At 42.4% G+C, this 19,002-nt stretch carries 14 protein-coding genes; 6 read left to right on the top strand and 8 right to left on the bottom strand.

Features of this window, described 5'->3' with window-relative positions:
• Both EO98_RS19335 and EO98_RS17110 read left to right on the top strand, forming a co-directional pair.
• The coding region (locus EO98_RS19335; RefSeq protein ID WP_156161174.1) for a DUF3344 domain-containing protein at nucleotides 1-1,977 on the top strand (1,977 nt) is incomplete at its 5' end.
• Nucleotides 1,978-2,468: 491 nt separating this feature from the next.
• The gene (locus tag EO98_RS17110) at nucleotides 2,469-4,016 is read left to right on the top strand and encodes a serine hydrolase (RefSeq protein ID WP_048138103.1); all 1,548 of its coding nucleotides are present in this window, start codon (nucleotides 2,469-2,471) and stop codon (nucleotides 4,014-4,016) included.
• A gap of 250 nt (nucleotides 4,017-4,266) precedes the next feature.
• On the opposite strand, the gene EO98_RS17105 is transcribed toward EO98_RS17110, so the two are convergent.
• Entirely contained in the window at nucleotides 4,267-5,613 is a 1,347-nt protein-coding gene (locus EO98_RS17105) for a S9 family peptidase (RefSeq protein ID WP_082098664.1), read from the bottom strand.
• A gap of 430 nt (nucleotides 5,614-6,043) precedes the next feature.
• Nucleotides 6,044-6,634, bottom strand: coding sequence for a GNAT family N-acetyltransferase (locus EO98_RS17100; protein WP_048138099.1), 591 nt, complete (start codon nucleotides 6,632-6,634; stop codon nucleotides 6,044-6,046).
• A 376-nt stretch (nucleotides 6,635-7,010) separates the two neighbouring features.
• On the opposite strand from EO98_RS17100, the gene EO98_RS17095 reads away from it, so the two are divergent.
• Entirely contained in the window at nucleotides 7,011-7,862 is an 852-nt protein-coding gene (locus tag EO98_RS17095) for a methanogenesis marker 8 protein (RefSeq protein WP_048138091.1), read from the top strand.
• A 683-nt stretch (nucleotides 7,863-8,545) separates the two neighbouring features.
• Complete coding sequence (locus EO98_RS17090) at nucleotides 8,546-8,785, top strand: hypothetical protein (protein WP_048138090.1); 240 nt, start codon at nucleotides 8,546-8,548, stop codon at nucleotides 8,783-8,785.
• Between the two features lie 2 nt (nucleotides 8,786-8,787).
• Here the strand turns inward: EO98_RS17090 and EO98_RS17085 are convergent, their stop codons facing one another.
• The 6 genes from EO98_RS17085 to EO98_RS17065 form a co-directional block, all read right to left on the bottom strand.
• On the bottom strand, nucleotides 8,788-8,982 hold the full coding sequence (locus EO98_RS17085) for a hypothetical protein (protein WP_048138089.1): 195 nt from the start codon (nucleotides 8,980-8,982) through the stop codon (nucleotides 8,788-8,790).
• A 587-nt stretch (nucleotides 8,983-9,569) separates the two neighbouring features.
• The gene (locus EO98_RS17080) at nucleotides 9,570-10,205 is read right to left on the bottom strand and encodes a hypothetical protein (protein ID WP_048143992.1); all 636 of its coding nucleotides are present in this window, start codon (nucleotides 10,203-10,205) and stop codon (nucleotides 9,570-9,572) included.
• A gap of 639 nt (nucleotides 10,206-10,844) precedes the next feature.
• Nucleotides 10,845-11,006, bottom strand: a complete 162-nt coding sequence (locus EO98_RS18645) for a hypothetical protein (protein ID WP_156161173.1) — start codon at nucleotides 11,004-11,006, stop codon at nucleotides 10,845-10,847.
• Nucleotides 11,007-11,138: 132 nt separating this feature from the next.
• Nucleotides 11,139-11,906, bottom strand: coding sequence for a GTPase (locus EO98_RS17075; RefSeq protein WP_048138086.1), 768 nt, complete (start codon nucleotides 11,904-11,906; stop codon nucleotides 11,139-11,141).
• Between the two features lie 278 nt (nucleotides 11,907-12,184).
• Complete coding sequence (locus EO98_RS17070; protein WP_235283939.1) at nucleotides 12,185-14,473, bottom strand: PAS domain S-box protein; 2,289 nt, start codon at nucleotides 14,471-14,473, stop codon at nucleotides 12,185-12,187.
• 712 nt (nucleotides 14,474-15,185) lie between these two features.
• A complete protein-coding gene (locus EO98_RS17065; protein WP_048133712.1) occupies nucleotides 15,186-15,458 on the bottom strand; it encodes a DUF5661 family protein in 273 nt (90 codons plus the stop codon).
• A gap of 187 nt (nucleotides 15,459-15,645) precedes the next feature.
• Between EO98_RS17065 and EO98_RS17060 the strand changes: the two genes are divergently transcribed.
• Nucleotides 15,646-16,119, top strand: a complete 474-nt coding sequence (locus EO98_RS17060) for a nucleoside deaminase (protein WP_048138082.1) — start codon at nucleotides 15,646-15,648, stop codon at nucleotides 16,117-16,119.
• 386 nt (nucleotides 16,120-16,505) lie between these two features.
• The gene (ppsA, locus tag EO98_RS17055; protein ID WP_048138081.1) at nucleotides 16,506-18,923 is read left to right on the top strand and encodes a phosphoenolpyruvate synthase; all 2,418 of its coding nucleotides are present in this window, start codon (nucleotides 16,506-16,508) and stop codon (nucleotides 18,921-18,923) included.
• The last annotated feature ends 79 nt before the right edge of the window (nucleotides 18,924-19,002 follow it).

The following is a 19,002-nucleotide window of genomic DNA, read 5'->3' as shown; positions in this document are numbered from 1 at the left end:
GTAACTTCTGATGTTTCAGCACCCGTTGCAAGCTTTACTTCAGATTCGAATGCAGGCAATATACCATTTATAGTCAAGTTCACAGACACCTCTACTGGTAAAGTCAGCAGCTGGAAATGGGACTTTGGAGATGGCGGTACTTCTATCGAACAGAACCCGATACACACTTATGTGACTGAAGGGAGCTACAAAGTAACTCTAACAGCTACAGGTCCTGGTGGCAGTAACACAGCAACTTCCACAGAACCTGTTCTCGTCAGCGCCCCGCTAACTTCTCCCAGTTACAACGGAGGAATTCCGCTGACAACAGTTCAAAGCGGAACCGTTTCAGGTGGTCTGTGGTTTGACTCGTATCCAGGGTTTGATACTTCCGCCAAAAAGGCATTTACCCTGCCTGCTTTTACTGACATCAAGTGGGCAAGGCTTTATGTTGATGTCTACTGTGGCCACATGGAGAATAACTACCGCGGTAATGTGAATATCGGCATTGATGCAAACGGTGACAGCACTTACGAACTTCAGAAGAGTGAGACTTTCGATACCACATACTCGTTCCCTGGTGAAGGTGGAACCGGTCCTGTCTGGTTAAGCGACCACATGAACAGGGTTACAAGCGACTATTTGATGTGGTATGATCTGACCGATGCAATTGAAGGCCAGCAGGTTAATGTTCAGGCTACAACCACAAAGATCGATTCTTCTTTTGACGGTCGTGTCAAAGCAATGACGCTGGTCGTTGCATACGATGACGGTGATTCTGATAAGGTCTATTACTGGGTCAACCAGGGCCATGATACGGTTAATCCTCTGGATGACACTTATACCGGTTCGACCTCATTTGGAACCTCTTCGCTTGCAAACGGCTGGAGTTCTGCAAATCTCTCCGCTGTGTACCTTGCCAGTGTGGACGGTGTCTACACTTTCCAGGGGACGACACTCGCTTCCAGTGTTAAATCCGGGCCTTACTTCGGTTTCAATTCGTGGGATATAAGCAGTCTCCTTATTCCGGGACAGGGCAGTGCGCTTGCTTACAACAAGAAGGACAGCAACTACTACAAAGTCCCGCTTGTATTCATGAGCGTAAGGTATCCTTCAGCTTCACCAACGCTACCTGATGCTGCTTTCACTGCTGATGTGTCGAACGGTACTGCTCCTCTTACAGTTAACTTCACAGACAAATCTACCGGATCTCCTACTTCATGGTCTTGGGACTTCGGTGACGGTGCAACTGTAACTGAGCAGAACCCTCCTCACACCTACGAAAATGCCGGAAACTACACTGTCAGCCTTACTGTTTCCAATGCAGGCGGAAGTGACAGCGAAGTCAAAAAGGATTACATCATTGTTTCAACTCAGGAAATTCCTGACACGACAAATCCTGTAATTGAGTCGGTTGTCCTGTTCCCTGCTAACACAACTGCCGGCGCCACTATTAATTTCAGTGTAAATGCAACTGACAATGTGGAAGTAACCAAAGTAACAGCAGGAGAAGTCCAGCTCAATAATACAGATGGGATCTGGAAGGGCAGCATAACTGCTCCTTCTGCACTTGGGGACTATTCCCTACAGATCACTGCAAAGGATGCTGCCGGAAACACTGCCAATACTTCAGTTCCTTATCGTGTTGTTCAGCTTTCCGGTGGTGCTAATATCGCTGCTTCTCCAAGAGCAAGCAGTGTTGCAGCAGGAAATAACGTTTCTCTAACTATCAAAGTGAAAAACACCCAGAACATTGATGACACATTTATAGTTAAAATCAGTGTCAGTGAACTTCCTGTCTCTTATCAGGCAGACCTTTTCTGGTTTGACTGGACTGAAAAATCTGTAACTCTCAAAGCAGGAGAGGAAGTTTTGATTCCGGTGAAAGTAACTGTTCCTGAAGAGACTGCGGCCGGACGCAAGTTTTTCAGGGCAAACGTGAAATCGGAAACTTCTTCGATCAGCGGGTTTGATACCGGATATCTGGTAATAGCCTGAAAAATGTGATCCGGTAAAATGAAATTATGGGAGGATGAGATCTGAAAAGCAGGCTCCTTTTCCCATTTACTTTTTTGATCATTGGATTACGAAACTAAGCCGCATATAGAATAGCGGGTTGCAGAAAACTGTGACTGGATGCATTATGCCAAATATCTAAGATATTAGTACCGCGATTCCGAATTAGGTTCACAAAAATTAACGTTTTAATCTATTTAGGATCACGAATTTCCCAGGAAATAGGGAGTTTATTATGGAATCGAAGCACAAGGTACCGAATTCTATCACATACTTCAATGGGACTGTAGATTTAGCTTAGTCACTTTCATAGGTTTATAAAGTTAATAAACTGTTTTGAGATATATTGGAAGCTGCAAATCTGTTCTCTCTTAAACCGCATCTAAATAGGGTATTTAAAGAAAGAGGTGAGAGGTTAATAGGGGAATTAAGTTACGAGGGGTACAAGAAATTTTAAGCTTATCGGATTACTGATGTTTTTAGTGGTTATACTCGCAGCCTCCGGTTGTGTTGAGGAGCCGGAGTCAGGAAATGAATCCGATACTGAATTGGACATGGAATCAGGTACAGAGCCAGCCACTTACTGGCCAACCGAGGGCTGGAAAACATCAACACCTGAGCAGCAGGGGTTAGACTCGGAAAAACTGGCTGAGGCGCTGGATTACATCCAGGAAAAGGACATTAACATCCACAGCCTGTTGATTATACGTAATGGATACGTCGTGACTGATGTCTACTTTTATCCTTTTGCTAATGGTTCAGTACACGATGTCGCTTCCGTTACCAAAAGTTTTACAGGAACCCTGATAGGTATCGCAGTTTCCGAAGGGTACATTGCCAGTGTCGATCAGCCAGTCCTGGAGTTTTTCCCGAATCGTACTGTTTCGAATGTTGATGCAAATAAAAAGGCAATGACTCTGGAAGACCTTCTTACCATGAGATCGGGTTTTGAATGCGTTAATGAGCCTTACGAAGTTACTTTAGAACAAATGGGGGACAGTCCTGACTGGATCCAGTTTGCGCTTGACCTTCCCATGGCAGAAGAACCTGGCACTCGTTTCGTCTACTGCAGCCCCAATTCACATCTTCTCTCAGGGATCATCAGCGAGACCACCGGCATGAACGAGTTGGATTATGCCAATAAAAGTCTCTTTGAGCCCCTTGGCATTTCCAGTGTCATCTGGCCTTCTGATCCACAGGGGAATAACCACGGATGGGGAGATCTGCACTTGACTCCTCATGATATGGCCAAATTCGGGTACCTCTATCTTAATAACGGGACCTGGGATGGAAAACAGATAGTTTCGGCAGAATGGGTGGCAAAGTCTACACAAACACAGGCTATTTCTGAGGATGGTGAGGGTGATGGATATGGTTACCAGTGGTGGATTCCAATCGACGATCTTCCTGCACGGTATGAGGCAAGGGGTCGTGGGACTCAACTAATAACTGTAGTACCTGAAAAAAATCTCATAGTAGTAACCACTGGTGGCGGCTTTGATATGGATGAGATTGCTCCTTTCCTTGTTGCAGCTCTGAAATCAGATCAGCCTCTCCCAGAAAATCCCGCCGCCTATGGACGGCTTCTGGAAAAAATAGATGCCGTTGCAGAGCCTCCTGAACCTGAACCTGTGAAGCCTCTGCCTGAGATGGCGAAAAAAATCGAAGGCAAAACATACGTTCTCGATTCAAATCCTCTGGACCTTCAGTCTCTTGCTTTAACTTTTGATGAGGAAAAAGGGGAAGCTTTACTTAGCCTTGGGCTCCCGGAAAATCAGACGTTAGAGTTTCTTCTGGGGCTGGATAACGTCTCTAGATTCTCTCCCGGAGAATATGGTCTCCCTGCGGCAGGGAAAGGATCGTGGGAGTCAGACAATGTTTTTGTTGCTTACGTCGATGAGGTCGCAAATGTAAATCACTATAAGGTAACTCATACTTTTCAGGATGATCAGGTGACCGTACTGTTGCAGGATCCGACATGGTATGGAGATGTAGAATTTGGCGGGAGGCTTGAGGAATAAATAAAGAAAGTTCCGATAAACTCCGGATGCCAGTGATGTTGTGGATTAAAGTGATAGAGGAAGAAAATGATGAAGAAAAATGTTGAAGAAAAATGTTGAAGAAAAATGTTGAAGAAAAATGTTGAAGAAAATAATGAAAAAAATGTGAAGGAAAATGACACTGTATGGCAATACAGTGCCTTTATTTCCTCAAGTAAACTAACACTCTAACACTCAATTCCATTCTTTTGTTAGAGGGTCACTAATGGAATCACTTATTCTGTGTATGCTCCGAAATCCATTCTCCCATCAGCTCTAAAGCAGCAGGAGAAATTGTTTCTTCAATCGTTGCGTACTCAGAGGGAGACCCGGTTTGAGCGGTCTGGAATAAATGATTGAGTCCTGGCAGCTCTTTTACGGTATAGTCCTTATTGCCTCCTGCTTTGAGAGCTTCTTCGATAGCACGAAGGTTCTCTTCAGGCGGAACCTGGAGGTCTTTTTCGCCGTTTATCGCAAGGACCGGGCATTTCACCTGCATCAATGTCGGTTTGGGGTCGTATGTCAGGAAAAAGCGCATCCACGGCGATATCATAGTCTGGACCTGAGCGTTAACCTGAACGTCAAGGTCAGCTTCAGAGTAGCTGGCATTCTGTTTTTCTTCTTCGCTCATGTTTGCCATTTCATCCATTATAAGCTTGCGAAGTTTTTCCGCGGCAATTGTATTATATTCTTCCTCTTTTACTACAGAGAACATACTCTTCATAAGAGCATCATTCTGCTCGATAACCTCATTGCTTGATCCGTCTGCCCTGGCAATCAGGTCGCTCTGCAACAGTATAATTTCTTCCCCGGTAATTCCAGGGCCTGCCATCATTACGATGAATGCAACATCAGGTGACTGCACTGCTACAATCGGGGCAATCAAACCGCCTTCACTATGCCCTATCAGCCCGATCTTGGTCGAGTCTATCTCTTCGCGGTTCTTCAGGTATTCAATTCCAGCGAGCACATCCCCTGCGAAATCCTCGGTCGTGGCCTGCGAAAAGTTTCCGGTTGATCCTCCGATACCCCGGTCATCGACCCGGAGCACGGCAATGCCCCGGCGGGTCAGATAATCAGAGAGCACAAGGAACGGGCGGTGACCAAAAACCCCTTCATCCCGGTTTTGCGGACCGGAACCGGTTATGAGTACTACGACCGGAAATGGCCCTTCCGAGCGGGGAAGGGTTAATGTCCCTGCCAGCTTTACTCCTGCTTCTTTATTTTCATAAATGACTTCTTCTTCGTCGTATGGATATGGTTTTACAGGGTCCTGTTCCCTGCGAATTTCAGGTTTTTCATCAATACGGGAAAGCACAAGTGGAAAAACTGATCCTACCTGTTTCCACTCCCCTTCGATGGTTTTACCGTTCTCTTTAAGTGTCCCTTCAAAAACTCCCCTGACAGATTTCACTTCAAGGCGCAGATCCCCATCCTTATAGGTAACTGTCTCTACAGGGATGCCGCTTACTCCCTGCTCAGGGTTGTCCATAGTGGCAGTCGGTAAATCCCCGGGTCCGGTAGGGATGTTAAATAGAATTCTCAATTCCTGTCCACCCTGGACCTCCAGACTTCCCATCCAGAGGCCTTCGATGTCTTCGATGTCTTCGATTTTCCAATTTTCTCTTCAGATATGTTATCGCTTTCAGAGATGCATCCTGAACCTGTTACAGTCACAATAACATCAACAAAAAAAGGCAAATTAAGATTTTACGATTTATAAAAGACTCCCTTTGAACAATTGTCTATAAAATTTATTATTGAGTATGGTTTTTATCTATTTATGGTACTAAGCGACTTTTCCATTAACATTGTTCATTTTTTAGATTATCAAAATAGTGGGTAGATCCGATATCTTCTATGAATTATTTAAAAAGTCATAATCTCGAAAGAAAAAAGAAAAATCCTGGATCATGGAATTGTGTCGTTAGAGTATCTGTTTCGCCAAAATCAATATCTAAATAAATATCAATCGAAGGATTTTGACGTACGGAACAGTTACCTTGACTTTACCTATAAATATCATTTAATTCTTTTAACCTGCTTTCAGGAAAGTCTTCTTTCAGGAGTGAGAAAAGCATTCTATCAAAATATTTTTCCCCCACAAGCCAGTATTTTCTTTGTATGCATTCAGACTGAAAACCTGATCTCATCATCACCTTTTCTGATCCTGAATTGTCCCGGGCACAATCGCCTGTAAGCCTGAATGCATCTATAACATTGAAAGCGTAATGTACCAAGAAATCACAGGCAGTAGTGCCATATCCTTTTTTCCACTGAGTATCATCTATCTGATACCCGATCAGATAATTCCCATTAGTGAATTCTATTGGAAGCAATGCACACTGACCTATAGATTCGCCGGTACTATTTTTCCTGATGGAGAATATATGACAATCCGGTATTTTATCTTCCTTTAAAGAGTCCTCTATTGATTTGACCAGTGGGGAAAAGTAAACCACTGTGTCTTCTTCTTTATTTGGCCCAAAAAACATGTATTTGCATACACTTTCTTTTGAAAGCATTGATGCTATGTCCTTTAGGTCTGCCTCCACACAATAGCTGAAAGATATGTCATCCTTGATCCACTTTGTTTTCATTGTGATCCCTTGATCGCATAATAAATATTTGTGCCCCAGACGTATCAGTTTGTTAGGGCCCTTATCGAAGCAGGTACTTTACCCGACTCAGTTCCAAAATCCAGTGATAAAAGTAAGTGTAACACCATTAACTAAAATATATAATTATGTACTTATTATATAATTTTACGGCACAAACATGGTAACGGTAAATTTTTACCTTAATCAAAGTTGCGCTGGCGCGCCCAGCAGCGAGCTAGCGGGGTATTCGACTGAAATAAATACATCCTCATGAGTTTATAAAGTGTTAATTTTTACTGTGAGGACTATAAATAAGTACAATTTTATTCGGTTTAATAAATACAACTTTATCCAGTACTTAGAGGGTGTGTCTATTATGCCTCATATAATGGAATTAATGGGAAAAGCCAGGGTAGTCGTAAAAGACGGGAAGATCGTGGAAGTAGGGACTCCGGAAGTGGAATGGTGTCCTCTCTTTGTCAAGCTGCGGGGAGTCCAGAAGATGACCCCTGAGGAAATCCGGAAAAACATGGAGGCCCGGATTAGCGAGTTGGGAATGTTTACGGAAAAACGCAAGCTCGAATTTGAGACAACCGTTGTTGCCTTCGGCGCCTCAGAAATTATGATGAGCGGTCTCAACAGCGGCTTTCTTGATACAACCGTAACTGCCTGTGACGGTGCAGGAACAGTAATCTCCAGCAACCCGGCTCTTGTCCAGGGAATCGGAGGCAGGATGTCCGGACTTGTCGAAACCGAGCCGATTAATGCGGTCATCAAAGGGATAGAAGAGCGCGGAGGAACAGTGCTTGCTCCATCAACCGCAGCCATCGATCCGGCAGGTGGCGTAAGAAAAGCTGCCGAACTTGGTTACAAAAAAATCGCAGTTACAGTTGCAGATGCAAAAACCGCCAAAAAAATCCGGGAAATCGAATCAAAACTCGGGCTCGACCTGCTGGTCATTGCAGTACATGTAACAGGTGTCAGCCGGGAAGAAGCTCAGGGACTGCTGGATAACTCGGACATCGTTATCAGCTGTGCTTCAAAATATATCAGAGAACTTGCAAAGCCTCTGGTTCAGGTGGCAGCTGCGATCCCTCTCTTTGCTCTCACGCAGAAAGGAAAGGAACTTGTGATTGAAAGGGCAAAGGATGTCGAAAGCCCTATTTTGATCAATACCATGAAGCTGCCGGTTTTGCCGGAACATAAACAGCCGAGGGAATTGATTTAAAACGGGTTTTTTAGGTGTTTCATGTGTGAAAGCATTTTAATTGCTAGAGACTATTTTTGAATCGACTATAACTGATCGTCTCCTTCCAAAAACTAAATTCATTTTTAGAGATATTTCGATAAAATTTTATGCATTTAGTCTGTTATGAGTATTGATTTTCATGAAAATATCTGATGAAGAATTAGGCAAGAATATAATGAGTTTATAAAGACACCTAGTTATAAGGAAAGAGAAGAACAACTTAAATTTGCTGATTTTGTCAGGTCTATAATTAATGAGCTGGTGCAAAAAGAAACTATTACCAATGAAAATCTTACAGCTTTGATTCAAATATTTGGACATGGATCCAGTCCTGAAAATGTTAAAAAATATATCACCACACTGAATCTTAAAAAATCCTTTTCTACAGACATACTCAGCAAATTTTTCAATATGAGTCAAACAGGGTTTACTGGTGTAGAGGTAAAGCCGCAATTAATGGATTAACAGATAAAGAACTTCATGTTGTTAACAAATTTCTCTATGATGTAACAAAATCAGATTCTGAGGGAGCGATTAGGGAAATAATTTCAAATTTTGAAAGCAATGATATCCCTCACGTTAAACTTGGTATTTACTCTCCTTGGTTATATTATCTACATCCGAACATATGTCCCATAGTAGCAGGGCCTGTTAAAAATTATTTGAAAAAATTCGGTTGGGACGGAAAAAATTACCTCGATGCTTGGGAGATGCTAAAGCAAATAAATCAGGCAATAAATGAAGCAAACTACGGCTTTTTTGATGCATTCATATGGGCAAATAGTACAATCGCTAATTATTGGCTGTTTATAGTCCCTAAAAGCTTTGAAGATGGTAAACTATGGAATTATTTCTGGATAATCTGCCCATTTCTCAAGATTTATTCATTCTCTTGCAGGTGATCTTATTCTCCTTCACACCCTCCATCACTTCCGGACCCTCCTCCACCGTAGTGACCTTTAGTTCCTGACCCTCCGCCGCCATAGTGACCGCTACCGCTTCCACCGGTTGCAACAGAGAATTTACCCGCTTCCCCTATCATGCACATTGCGCTGATGCATAATGCAAATGCCAGGAAAAAAACTATGATCTTTTTCATTTATTTCCCTCTTTCAAAATTCCCCTATTGTATAGTTTTTTTTGGCAACTTTTAATTTTTCCCGATGTTACTTCTACGAATATTTTTTTCCATAACACAGGTTCAACAAAAGCGTCATGCTGTTATTTTTTCTTAGGGATATATAATGAGCTGATCCCAAAACTCAAAAATCACTTATTTGAACTCGATTTTGAAATAATTATTGGAGCTGCTGATCAGAAAATTGGTTCTGATACTTATGAGTTTGGAAATAAAAGTTGGTTTTGAGATAGGCTCAATGTCAGGAAAGTTTGTTTCATTCATAAAAATAGAAGTTCTATGATAAGGTCTACGCCTTTAAATTATGTTTTTTGAAAACAGGATTTCCGGTGCTTTATTCCTGGAAAACATATATAAAATGTGAGATATCCCGGGATAACCTGCGAATTATTCAGATCTGTTATTCCCTTTGTATATCTCACAGTACTCATTTTTTGTATATTTTCGGTTTAATTCTGTATTTCAATATTTTATGTTGAAATGCTTCAGTGCTTTGTAACCTATTATGAGGGTCTGTCGGAATTATTCCAGAAGCAAAGGGATTTTTATTACTTGCCTCCTCTACCACCAGAACCGCCATTGCCACCGGAGCCGCCAGAACCGCTGCCCTTTGCGGCATCAATTATTTTCACCGCACCGCTTCCCTGATATGTGCCATCTTCTGCAGTAAAGACCAATTTAGTGACATCTGAAGTAAGTGCTCCCTTGAAATCACGTACCATGAATATGTATGTATGCTTCTCGTCACTCTCTTTATGCACTGTAACAGACGCTACGCTTGCACTACCTGGGATGCTAAGCCTTGCCGTATCTGATTCTAGTGAAGCTACATTAAAGATTTCATCATCGTCAAGCTCTCCATCACCATCAGCATCATTATAGTTAACACCTGCGTATGGATTGCTGTACACTGCCACCCTGATGCGGTACGAACCTATTGACGGCAGTACAGCTGCCGGTCTGTCAACAAGAGCAGGATGGCTCTCAGTAGGAGATATGGCAATCCATATGTTATCACCATCTCCCAGTTCCGCTGCTCCCCCTATTGCGGGCAGCGCAATGATACATAATACCAGTGCCATGATTAATGCCGCAATCTGTCTCATTAATTTCCCCCTTCCTTTTGATTTATATTCACCTGTTTTTTTGCTTTCATCGGTGTTATGCATTAATATTTGTTTCATAACCCGACTTCAATTAAAGCATTCACAGTTTATTTTTTCACATAGATATAAATATATACGAATATTAATTCCTGATTAAATAATTTCATTGTATTCAATTTTGGAGGAACTTTAAGAGTTGGTTTGTATCAAGAGCCCTGTTTGTATTTTGGTGGTGAAATATGAAAAGAAGAGGAGGCCAGTTCAGAGAACCACAGCAAAAGGCCGCCGGTTTGAGAAAAACGTCAATTATGACAAAACAGTCGGATAAATTATTTATGACCAAAAGTTTTGAGGTAACCAGAATTAGTTTGGTCCATCCTTTTCGTCCTTTAGCTTTGACATGAAAGTGCTTTCAATTACTTTCATTTTTTGTGCCTGCTATTTGGAAAATTTCATGTGTGTTTTTTTGTGTAAGTCTCTGTTTAAAGCTTGAATAATTTCCCTTTTCTGTGGAAAAACGTAAAAAAAGTAACTTTTTACCCCCGCAGCAACACGATTGTGTTGTCAGGCGGATACGGCATCAAAAGTATCGTTTTCTGTACAGGAGATAATTACGGGCCGGTCTCGTCCAGGATCAGCTCGCACTGTAGAGCCCTCTGTCTGGTCAAAGAAAAATAAGTTGCCTGAATAAATCGACCCTGCCTGCCGTATCCTACTTTACTTATGGGAGAGCAGGGCTAGCAGGATCAAGAATATTACTATAAAAAGTTTTGAGGTAACCAGAATTAGTTTGTTCCTCAATATCCTTTCTTTTTCCGATTTTTCGTCTTTTTCTGATTTTTCGTCTTTTTCGAGGTTTTGCTCCAGACTTTCGGCCATCCTTTTCGTCCCTTATCTTTTTTATGTTAATTTATTTTTGAAGCTTGAATAATTTTTCCTTTTTCTCCGGGAAAACCGTAACCCGGATCCGGGCTAAATATTGTTCCGGGCTCAGGAGCGTCATCAATATTTTCAGATAAGGAGCTGCCCGGTTTGCCAGTCATTGATTATTCTGGCAGCTGTCCTCATTTCATCCACCTCGCCTTTCTTTTGCAGGAAATTGCACTGTTTACCTATCAGTTCAAGTACGGAGGAAACGTTCTGGTCTTCTATCGTGACATTGTAAAAGGACTCAAGGGCAGTTTTGTTTTCGGAAAACATTTTTTCTATTATCTTATGTGCAACACCGAGTGGGTCCCGCAGGTGAGTTACATCCTTTATCCCTAGCAAACCCTGTACATATTCATCGTTTTCATCGAAGGGGATGACTCCCGGTGTATCCATAAACATGATACGTGAACCTGCACCCACATGCTGCACTCCCTTTGTGTGACCGGATATGGGGGAGGTGCTAGCCCTATGCCTGCCTGTAACGCCGTTTATTACGGAGGACTTGCCTACATTGGGATAACCGAGGGTGCCGACAAGGATATCACGCTCTTTTATATTGCAGGCGGATGCAAGTATCTGGTGCCTTAACATAGTTGTCCCGGACCTGTCCTTGCTGGATATAAAAACCGTAGGGGCAATTTTGGAGAGGCGGGATTTGGTTTTATCAAGTTTCTCTTTTGAGACGAGGTCGCACTTATTGATGACTATTATGAAAGGTTTCTTTAAACGGATAATATCCTTTTCAACTTCACTGTTTCGGGTCTCTTCCGGAAACCGGGCGTCTATGACTTCAAGAAGGACATCAGCTTTTTTTATAACATCCCTTACCAGGACTTTGTAGCTTGCCATCGGTTGTGCTATGAGGAATAAGGATATAAGGATATCTTCAAATTAAGGACATCTTCAATTAAGGATATATTCAAATGGGAAACTTTTGTTTCCATAACCTGTGACTTGAGGAGCAGAATAAATACAAAACATTAAAAAAGGGCAGTCAGCAGTAACCGATACACTCGGCAAAATCCATGCAATGGTTTCTAAGATAATGAGTTCTCAGCTAATGGTTTCTAAGATAATGGTTTCTAAGATAATGGTTTCTAAAATAACGATTTCTCAGCTACAGATTTTCAGCTATTGATTTTTTGGCTCTCTAATACCTTTGGAACGGGTTCAGCTGTCCTCTGTCGGGTTACCGGCAGTTCAAATCTAAAAGATGAACCTTCTCCGATTTTACTTTCCACATATATATTGCCGCCGTGCATTTCAACATACTTTTTAACGAGGGTGAGCCCCAGTCCAGTACCTTCGAAAGTGCGGCTTAGAGAAGAATCAATCTGGATAAATGGATTATAAATTTTTTCAAGGCTATCTTCCGAGATTCCGATTCCAGTATCTCTGACGGTAATAATTACAAAGTCGTTTTCCTGTTTTAAGATTACATCAATTGAACCGCCGGCAGGTGTGAACTTTAGTGCATTACTTAGTAAGTTGACCATAATCTGCTGGAACTTACCTTCATCGGCAGAGATCCATACTCTCCGATTTTCGGAATTATAATTTAATTTGATATTTGCCTCCTGAGCCTGCGGCATCGTCTTCGATATGATTTTATTGATAGATTCATCAACAGAAAATTTTTCTATATTGAGCTCTTCATTTCCTGCTTCTGCTTTTGATAACTCGAGTATGTCGTTGATGATGTTGAGGAGGTTTTTTCCGCTTAAAGAAATGAACTGAACATACCTGGATTGCTTTTCGTTAAGGGGCCCTGCAATTCCTTCATTAAGAAGGTCAGAAAACCCGATTACAGAGTTCAAAGGAGTCTTCAGTTCGTGACTCATGTTGGTTAAAAACTCGCTTTTTGTGCGATTTGCTACTTCAGCAGCTGTTTTTGCATTTATTAGAGCCTCTTCTGCTTTTTTTCTAACGGTTATATCCCTTATAACCACAATGTTTGCCGGCTGATCCCGGTAGATTATTTTTGTACCAAGACCTTCAATCCAGAAAGGCTCTCCCCTGGAAGAGATTGCTTTGTAAATACTGAGGTAGCTTTCCTTATCATTGAGAACATTTATCTGGTCTCCAATTGCAATCGGCAATGATTCTGGAGCGAGGTATTTTGCAATGCTCTTACCTTTTACCTCTTCGAGCTCCATATCAAACATTTTTCCAACAGCAGCGTTTGCAGCTATGAGCCTGCCTTCAAAATCAAGTATCAGTATACCGTCGAGAGTATTATTGGCAAGAGTGCGGAAGTTCTCTTCACTTGCTTTCAATGCCTTTTCAGCTTTTTTACGTTCTGTAATGTCCCGGACATACACAATCAGCTTTTCTTCATTGCCCAGTTTGAGTATTCTGGTTGTAATTTCGGCTGGAAAGACTGTGCCGTCCTTTCTTTTGTTTATCCTCTCGATTGTTTTATTCCCTGTGGTTTCTTTACTGATTAGTATATTTTTAAGGTTTCTGGAAAAGTTCTCAGGAAGAAGATCAGTTACATCCAGCTTCAGGATCTCCTCTTTATCATACCCGAAAATTTTGCAGGCTGCATCATTACAGTCAACAATTTTTCCACTATTTGATTCTATGAATACGCCGTCAATTGAGAGTTCTACAACCTGTTTGAATTTTTCTTCGGATGCCGCAAGTTCCCTTTCTGCCTTCTTGCTGGAAGTGATATCATAGATATTTATTAAAAAAAGTTCCTTCTCTTTAACTTTGATTGTATTGACATACACTTCTACATGCCTTGTTTCTCCACTGGAGAGTTTATGGCAGGAATAGAAATGTCCTTTCTTTTCGGAAAAAACCTGCTGGCTAACTTCTCGATTTCTTTCCAGAGAGAAGGAATCAATATCAGTGATTTTTTTTGCGGTCATCTCGTCATAAGTGTACCCGTAGTAAGCGCATGCAGGATTGTTTGCATCGACAATACGATAACTGAGCGGGTCTGCTAGAAGCGTGACAGCCGGGCTGTTGTTAAAAAGCTGTTTATATCTGTTCTCACTTTCCTGAAGAGCTTCATAATTCTTTTTTATTCTAATTAAAGACTTTATCCTTGTTTTAAGCTCAAACCTATCTATTGGCTTATGAATGAAATCGTCAGCTCCGCATTGAGTTGCTTTTATTTTGTTCGGCTTCTCAAAAAATCCGGAAATTATGATTATGGGTATGAACCTGGAGCCGGGATCACTTTTGAGTATGCTGCATATCTCATACCCATCACTTTCAGGCAGCATCAGGTCTAATAATATCAAATCCGGAAGTTCAGCTTTTACAAGTTCAATAGCTTCTTTTCCGGTATATGCAGGGATAGGAAGATATTCATCTTCGAGCTGTAAACATAGTAATTCTACCTGATCCCTTTCGTCATCAATTATGAGAACTTTTGGTTTATCGGAGGCGTCCAATTCTATCATCTTGAGTACCATTTTTCATGGTTTTTGCGACTAAATGAAAAATATTATATAGATTAACTACCTGTATGATTCCAACTTATATAATTTCTTTTCTGAAATAAAATGAAAAAGTTTCAGATTATAACTGATTTTTTCCCTCAAATTATTTCTAGTTTTTGAGTTTACTTATGTACATAATCAGAGATTATTGCCGTGAAATTAATTTTTACAGTGTTGCATTTTCTCAGGATTGCATGAATGATTCTCCAGGAAACACTTTAAAAAAACACCAGCGACTGACTAAAAAATGCAGTACATTAGTACAGTTGGTTTTACACAATTTTTCTTTTCAGTTAAACTGGTTTGCAAGAGTATATATGAGCTCAGGCTTGATTGAGGCTTAAAGGCTTGATTGAAACTGAAATGGGTAAAAAGTGTTAGAGGTTAGAAGAGATTTAAAGTGAATTAAAAAATGGTCATCCCTAGCTACAAGGTTGATATTTGGCATCAGGTTTCCAGACTGCCTAATGCTTTTGTTTTTATCCACTGTACACGGGCGGGCTCAATCAGGGCACAGCGCGTGGAAAGAAGGTTAACAGGAGATACAACAAAAGGCCATTTCGGAATAATACCAACCAATTAACCAGGGAGCACAAAAGAAGGTGTAAGTAAAATTAAGACTAAAATTAAATGTAAAATGAAAAATAAAATTGTGTTTTTTAAAGCTCAGTGTTCAGTTTTTTTCCCAGAATTCCTCAGCTTCTTCTTCCATTTCCTCCAGCCTGTCATAATAGTCAGGAAACTCGTTAAGATGAGCCAGAGCAATCTTTCCTGTCATTATGGGGTCGTCGTTAGTAACGTTTGTTGCGGGGTCTATGGTACCATGTTCCAGCTCTACGTCCATGCCTCTGCGGAACTGGTCTACATCGAACTTATCCCATTTTATTCCCAGTTGTTCCCCAACTGCCTTTGCTTCTTCAGCGGAAAAATTTGTGGTTGTCAACATTATCACTCCGATTAATGGTTTGATATGTTTGTGTACTTAAGGGTTGTCCTGCAAAATGTCCCTTTTTTCATTTTTCCTTTTACAGGAAGGTTTTATTCTTTAATAAAAAGGCATATTCTGCCATTAAAAAGTATGTCAGATCATTATATTTATCATATGTATTAAAATATAACAGAGAGAGTGACACATGTCAGAAAAAGATCTTTTGTTTATAAGGCGTGCCATTGAACTTTCCCTCGAAAGTGTAAAAAGAGGTGGAGGGCCTTTTGGTGCTGTGATAACAAAAAACGGAGAAATTGTTTCGGAAAGCTGCAACCAGGTCACCGTAATAAACGACCCGACCGCCCATGCCGAGATCGGTGCCATAAGAGAGGCAGCCCGGAAACTGAATACCTTTGACCTCAGCGGCTGTGAGATCTACGCTTCCTGTGAACCCTGCCCCATGTGCCTTGGAGCCATTTACTGGGCAAGGATAGATAGAGTTTTTTTTGCCAACACAAGGTCTGATGCTGAAAATATCGGCTTTGATGACTCCTTCATATACGGGGAAATTTCACGCCCCCTTCAGGAACGAAAAATTGAATTCCGACAACTCCTCAGGGAAGAGGCTCTTGAAGCTTTTGGGGTGTGGGAAGAATCTGAGAATAAGGTGAAATACTGAGCCCGAGAATAAGGTGGAATACTGAACCCGAGAATAAGGTGGAATACTGAGCCGGCCTGAACACAACAACCGGACTCAACTTTTCTTTTTGAACTCTACACTAAAATTTGTAAACAGGACACATCATCTAAACATTAGCTTTTCTGGTTTTTCATTTTGTGCGAATACTTTTGAATAATTATTTCTTTGTAGGCGAACTGATTTCTTTCATTAGAGCATAATTAATATGGGGCTTTGAATTCAATCCGGGAAAGTTTCTGTTCTGGCGTTGGCACTTTGCGCTTTTTGGTAACTTTTCCACAGCATCATTAAAAATTAAATGTGTTGCAGTACTATTTAACTCACATTTAGTTCAGACAAAATCTTATGAGGGGATTTCGGAGAATATGCCTGCAAACAAAAGCAAGTACATCCGCTGGTTTGAAGAGACCACGATCGAGGACGTCCCGCTGGTGGGCGGGAAGAATGCTTCCCTTGGGGAAATGTACAGGGAACTTACTTCGAAAGGTGTGAGGATTCCAAATGGCTTTTCAGTCACTTCTGAAGCTTACTGGCATACCCTGAAAGCCGGAGAAATTCTCGAAAAGCTCAAAAAGACAATGGAAGGGCTTGATACTGCGGATGTTGCAGACCTTGCAAAAAGGGGGAAGATTGCAAGGGACCTGATCCTTGGAGCCGGAATTCCGGATGACCTCTGGGAAGAGATCAAAGATGCCTATGACCGCCTCTGCAGGCAGTATGGAGAAGATACGGATGTAGCTGTGCGGAGTTCGGCAACGGCTGAAGACCTGCCAACTGCTTCTTTTGCGGGGCAGCAGGAGACTTACCTCAACATCAGGGGCTATCCCGGGCTTCGGGATGCCTGCACGCGCTGTTTTGCCTCACTCTTTACGGACAGGGCCATTTCCTACCGTGTAACCAACAATTTCGACCACTTCAAGGTAGCCCTTTCCATAGGAATCATGAAGATGGTCAGATCGGATCTGGCTTCCAGCGGGGTTATTTTTACCCTTGACACGGAAACCGGATTCAGAGACGTGGTCTTTATTACAGGTACATACGGGCTTGGAGAGAATATCGTTCAGGGGCAGGTCAATCCCGATGAGTTCTACGTCTTCAAGCCGACTTTCAAGGAAGGATACAGGCCGATCATCCAGAAGAAGATGGGAAGCAAAGAAATCAAGATGATCTACGGCAGGGGAGATTCCAAAGTGCTCACCCGGAACGTGGAGGTCCCTGAGGCTGAAAGGTTGCGCTTCTGTATTAATGACGAAGAGGTGCTCAAGCTTGCCGGATATGCGATCGATATTGAAGACCATTATTCTAACAAGTACAGGGAATCCAGGCCCATGGACATAGAGTGGGCAAAGGACGGCATAACAGGAGAACTCTTCATAGTACAGGCAAGGCCCGAAACCGTCCAGTCCCAGAGAGAAAAAGATATGCTGGAAACCTATGTCCTTGAAGAGAAATCCGAAGTCCTTGCAAAAGGCAGGAGCGTGGGGGATAAGATCGCTTCCGGAAAGGTCCGTGTGATCCCTGATGTTTCGTACCTGCCCTCTTTCAAACCCGGAGAGATCCTGATTGCGGACACAACCACTCCTGACTGGGAGCCGATTATGAAAACCGCAGCCGCGATTGTCACAAACAAAGGGGGGCGGACCTGCCATGCAGCTATTGTCAGCCGGGAACTCGGAATCCCTGCGGTTGTAGGGGCTGGAAATGCCACTGAAGTCCTCGAAACAGGCAGGGAAATTACTGTTAGCTGTGCCGAGGGAGAAGACGGGCTTGTATACGCAGGCATCCTTCCCTTCCATAAAGATACCCTCAGCCTCAAAGACCTGAAACGTCCCAAAACCGAGATTATGATGAATCTTGGAAACCCTGAAAGCGCTTTTGCGTTTTCCATGATTCCCAATGACGGAATCGGGCTTGCAAGACTCGAGTTCATTATTACAAGCTACATCAAAGTCCATCCTATGGCCCTTGTGCATCCGGAAAAGGTCAAAGACCCGGGAGAGCTCAGGGAGATCGAAAAACTGACCGCGGGATATGGTAAAAAAGAAGATTATTTTGTCGAGCAGCTTGCCAGGGGCGTCGGGTTGATTACTGCAGCTTTTTACCCGAAGCCTGTTGTGGTCAGGATGAGCGACTTCAAGACCAACGAATATGCAAGCCTTGTTGGGGGCAGCTATTTTGAAATGGAAGAAAACAATCCCATGATAGGATTCAGGGGGGCTTCCCGTTACTTTGATGAGCGCTACAGGGAAGGTTTTGCCCTTGAGTGCAGGGCTATGAAAAAGGTCAGGGATGAAATGGGGCTTATAAACCTTATTCTTATGATCCCTTTTTGCCGGACCATTGAGGAAGCGAAGAAAGTCATTGTCGAGATGGAGACGAACGGGCTCAGGCGCGGAGAAAACGGGCTTCAGGTCTATGTTATGTGCGAAATCCCCAATAACGTCCTGCTTGTCGACGAGTTCAGCAAATTCTTTGACGGCTTCTCTATAGGCTCAAACGACCTGACCCAGCTGACCCTCGGGGTTGACCGCGACTCAGAACTGCTTGCCGCGGAATTTGATGAGCGGGATCCGGGAGTTATGAAATTCATGTCAATGGCAGTGCAGGGAGCAAAACGGAATGGGAGGCACAGCGGGATCTGCGGGCAGGCTCCGAGTGATTTCCCTGAGATTGCAGAATTCCTGGTAAAAGAGGAAATTGATTCTATTTCCCTTAATCCGGACTCTGTTATGAAAATCACCCTTCAGGTTCTTAAAACTGAAAAGGGGCTCGTAAGGCATTGAAAAACGACCCTGGTATCTGCCGACTTACTTATTATGAGGTGGGCCAAATTTTCAGCCGACAATTGTCAGCGGTCGGTTA

It is taken from the genome of Methanosarcina sp. 2.H.T.1A.6, assembly GCF_000979455.1.
Taxonomy (GTDB): domain Archaea; phylum Halobacteriota; class Methanosarcinia; order Methanosarcinales; family Methanosarcinaceae; genus Methanosarcina.
This window is presented reverse-complemented; position numbering and strand designations above follow the sequence as displayed.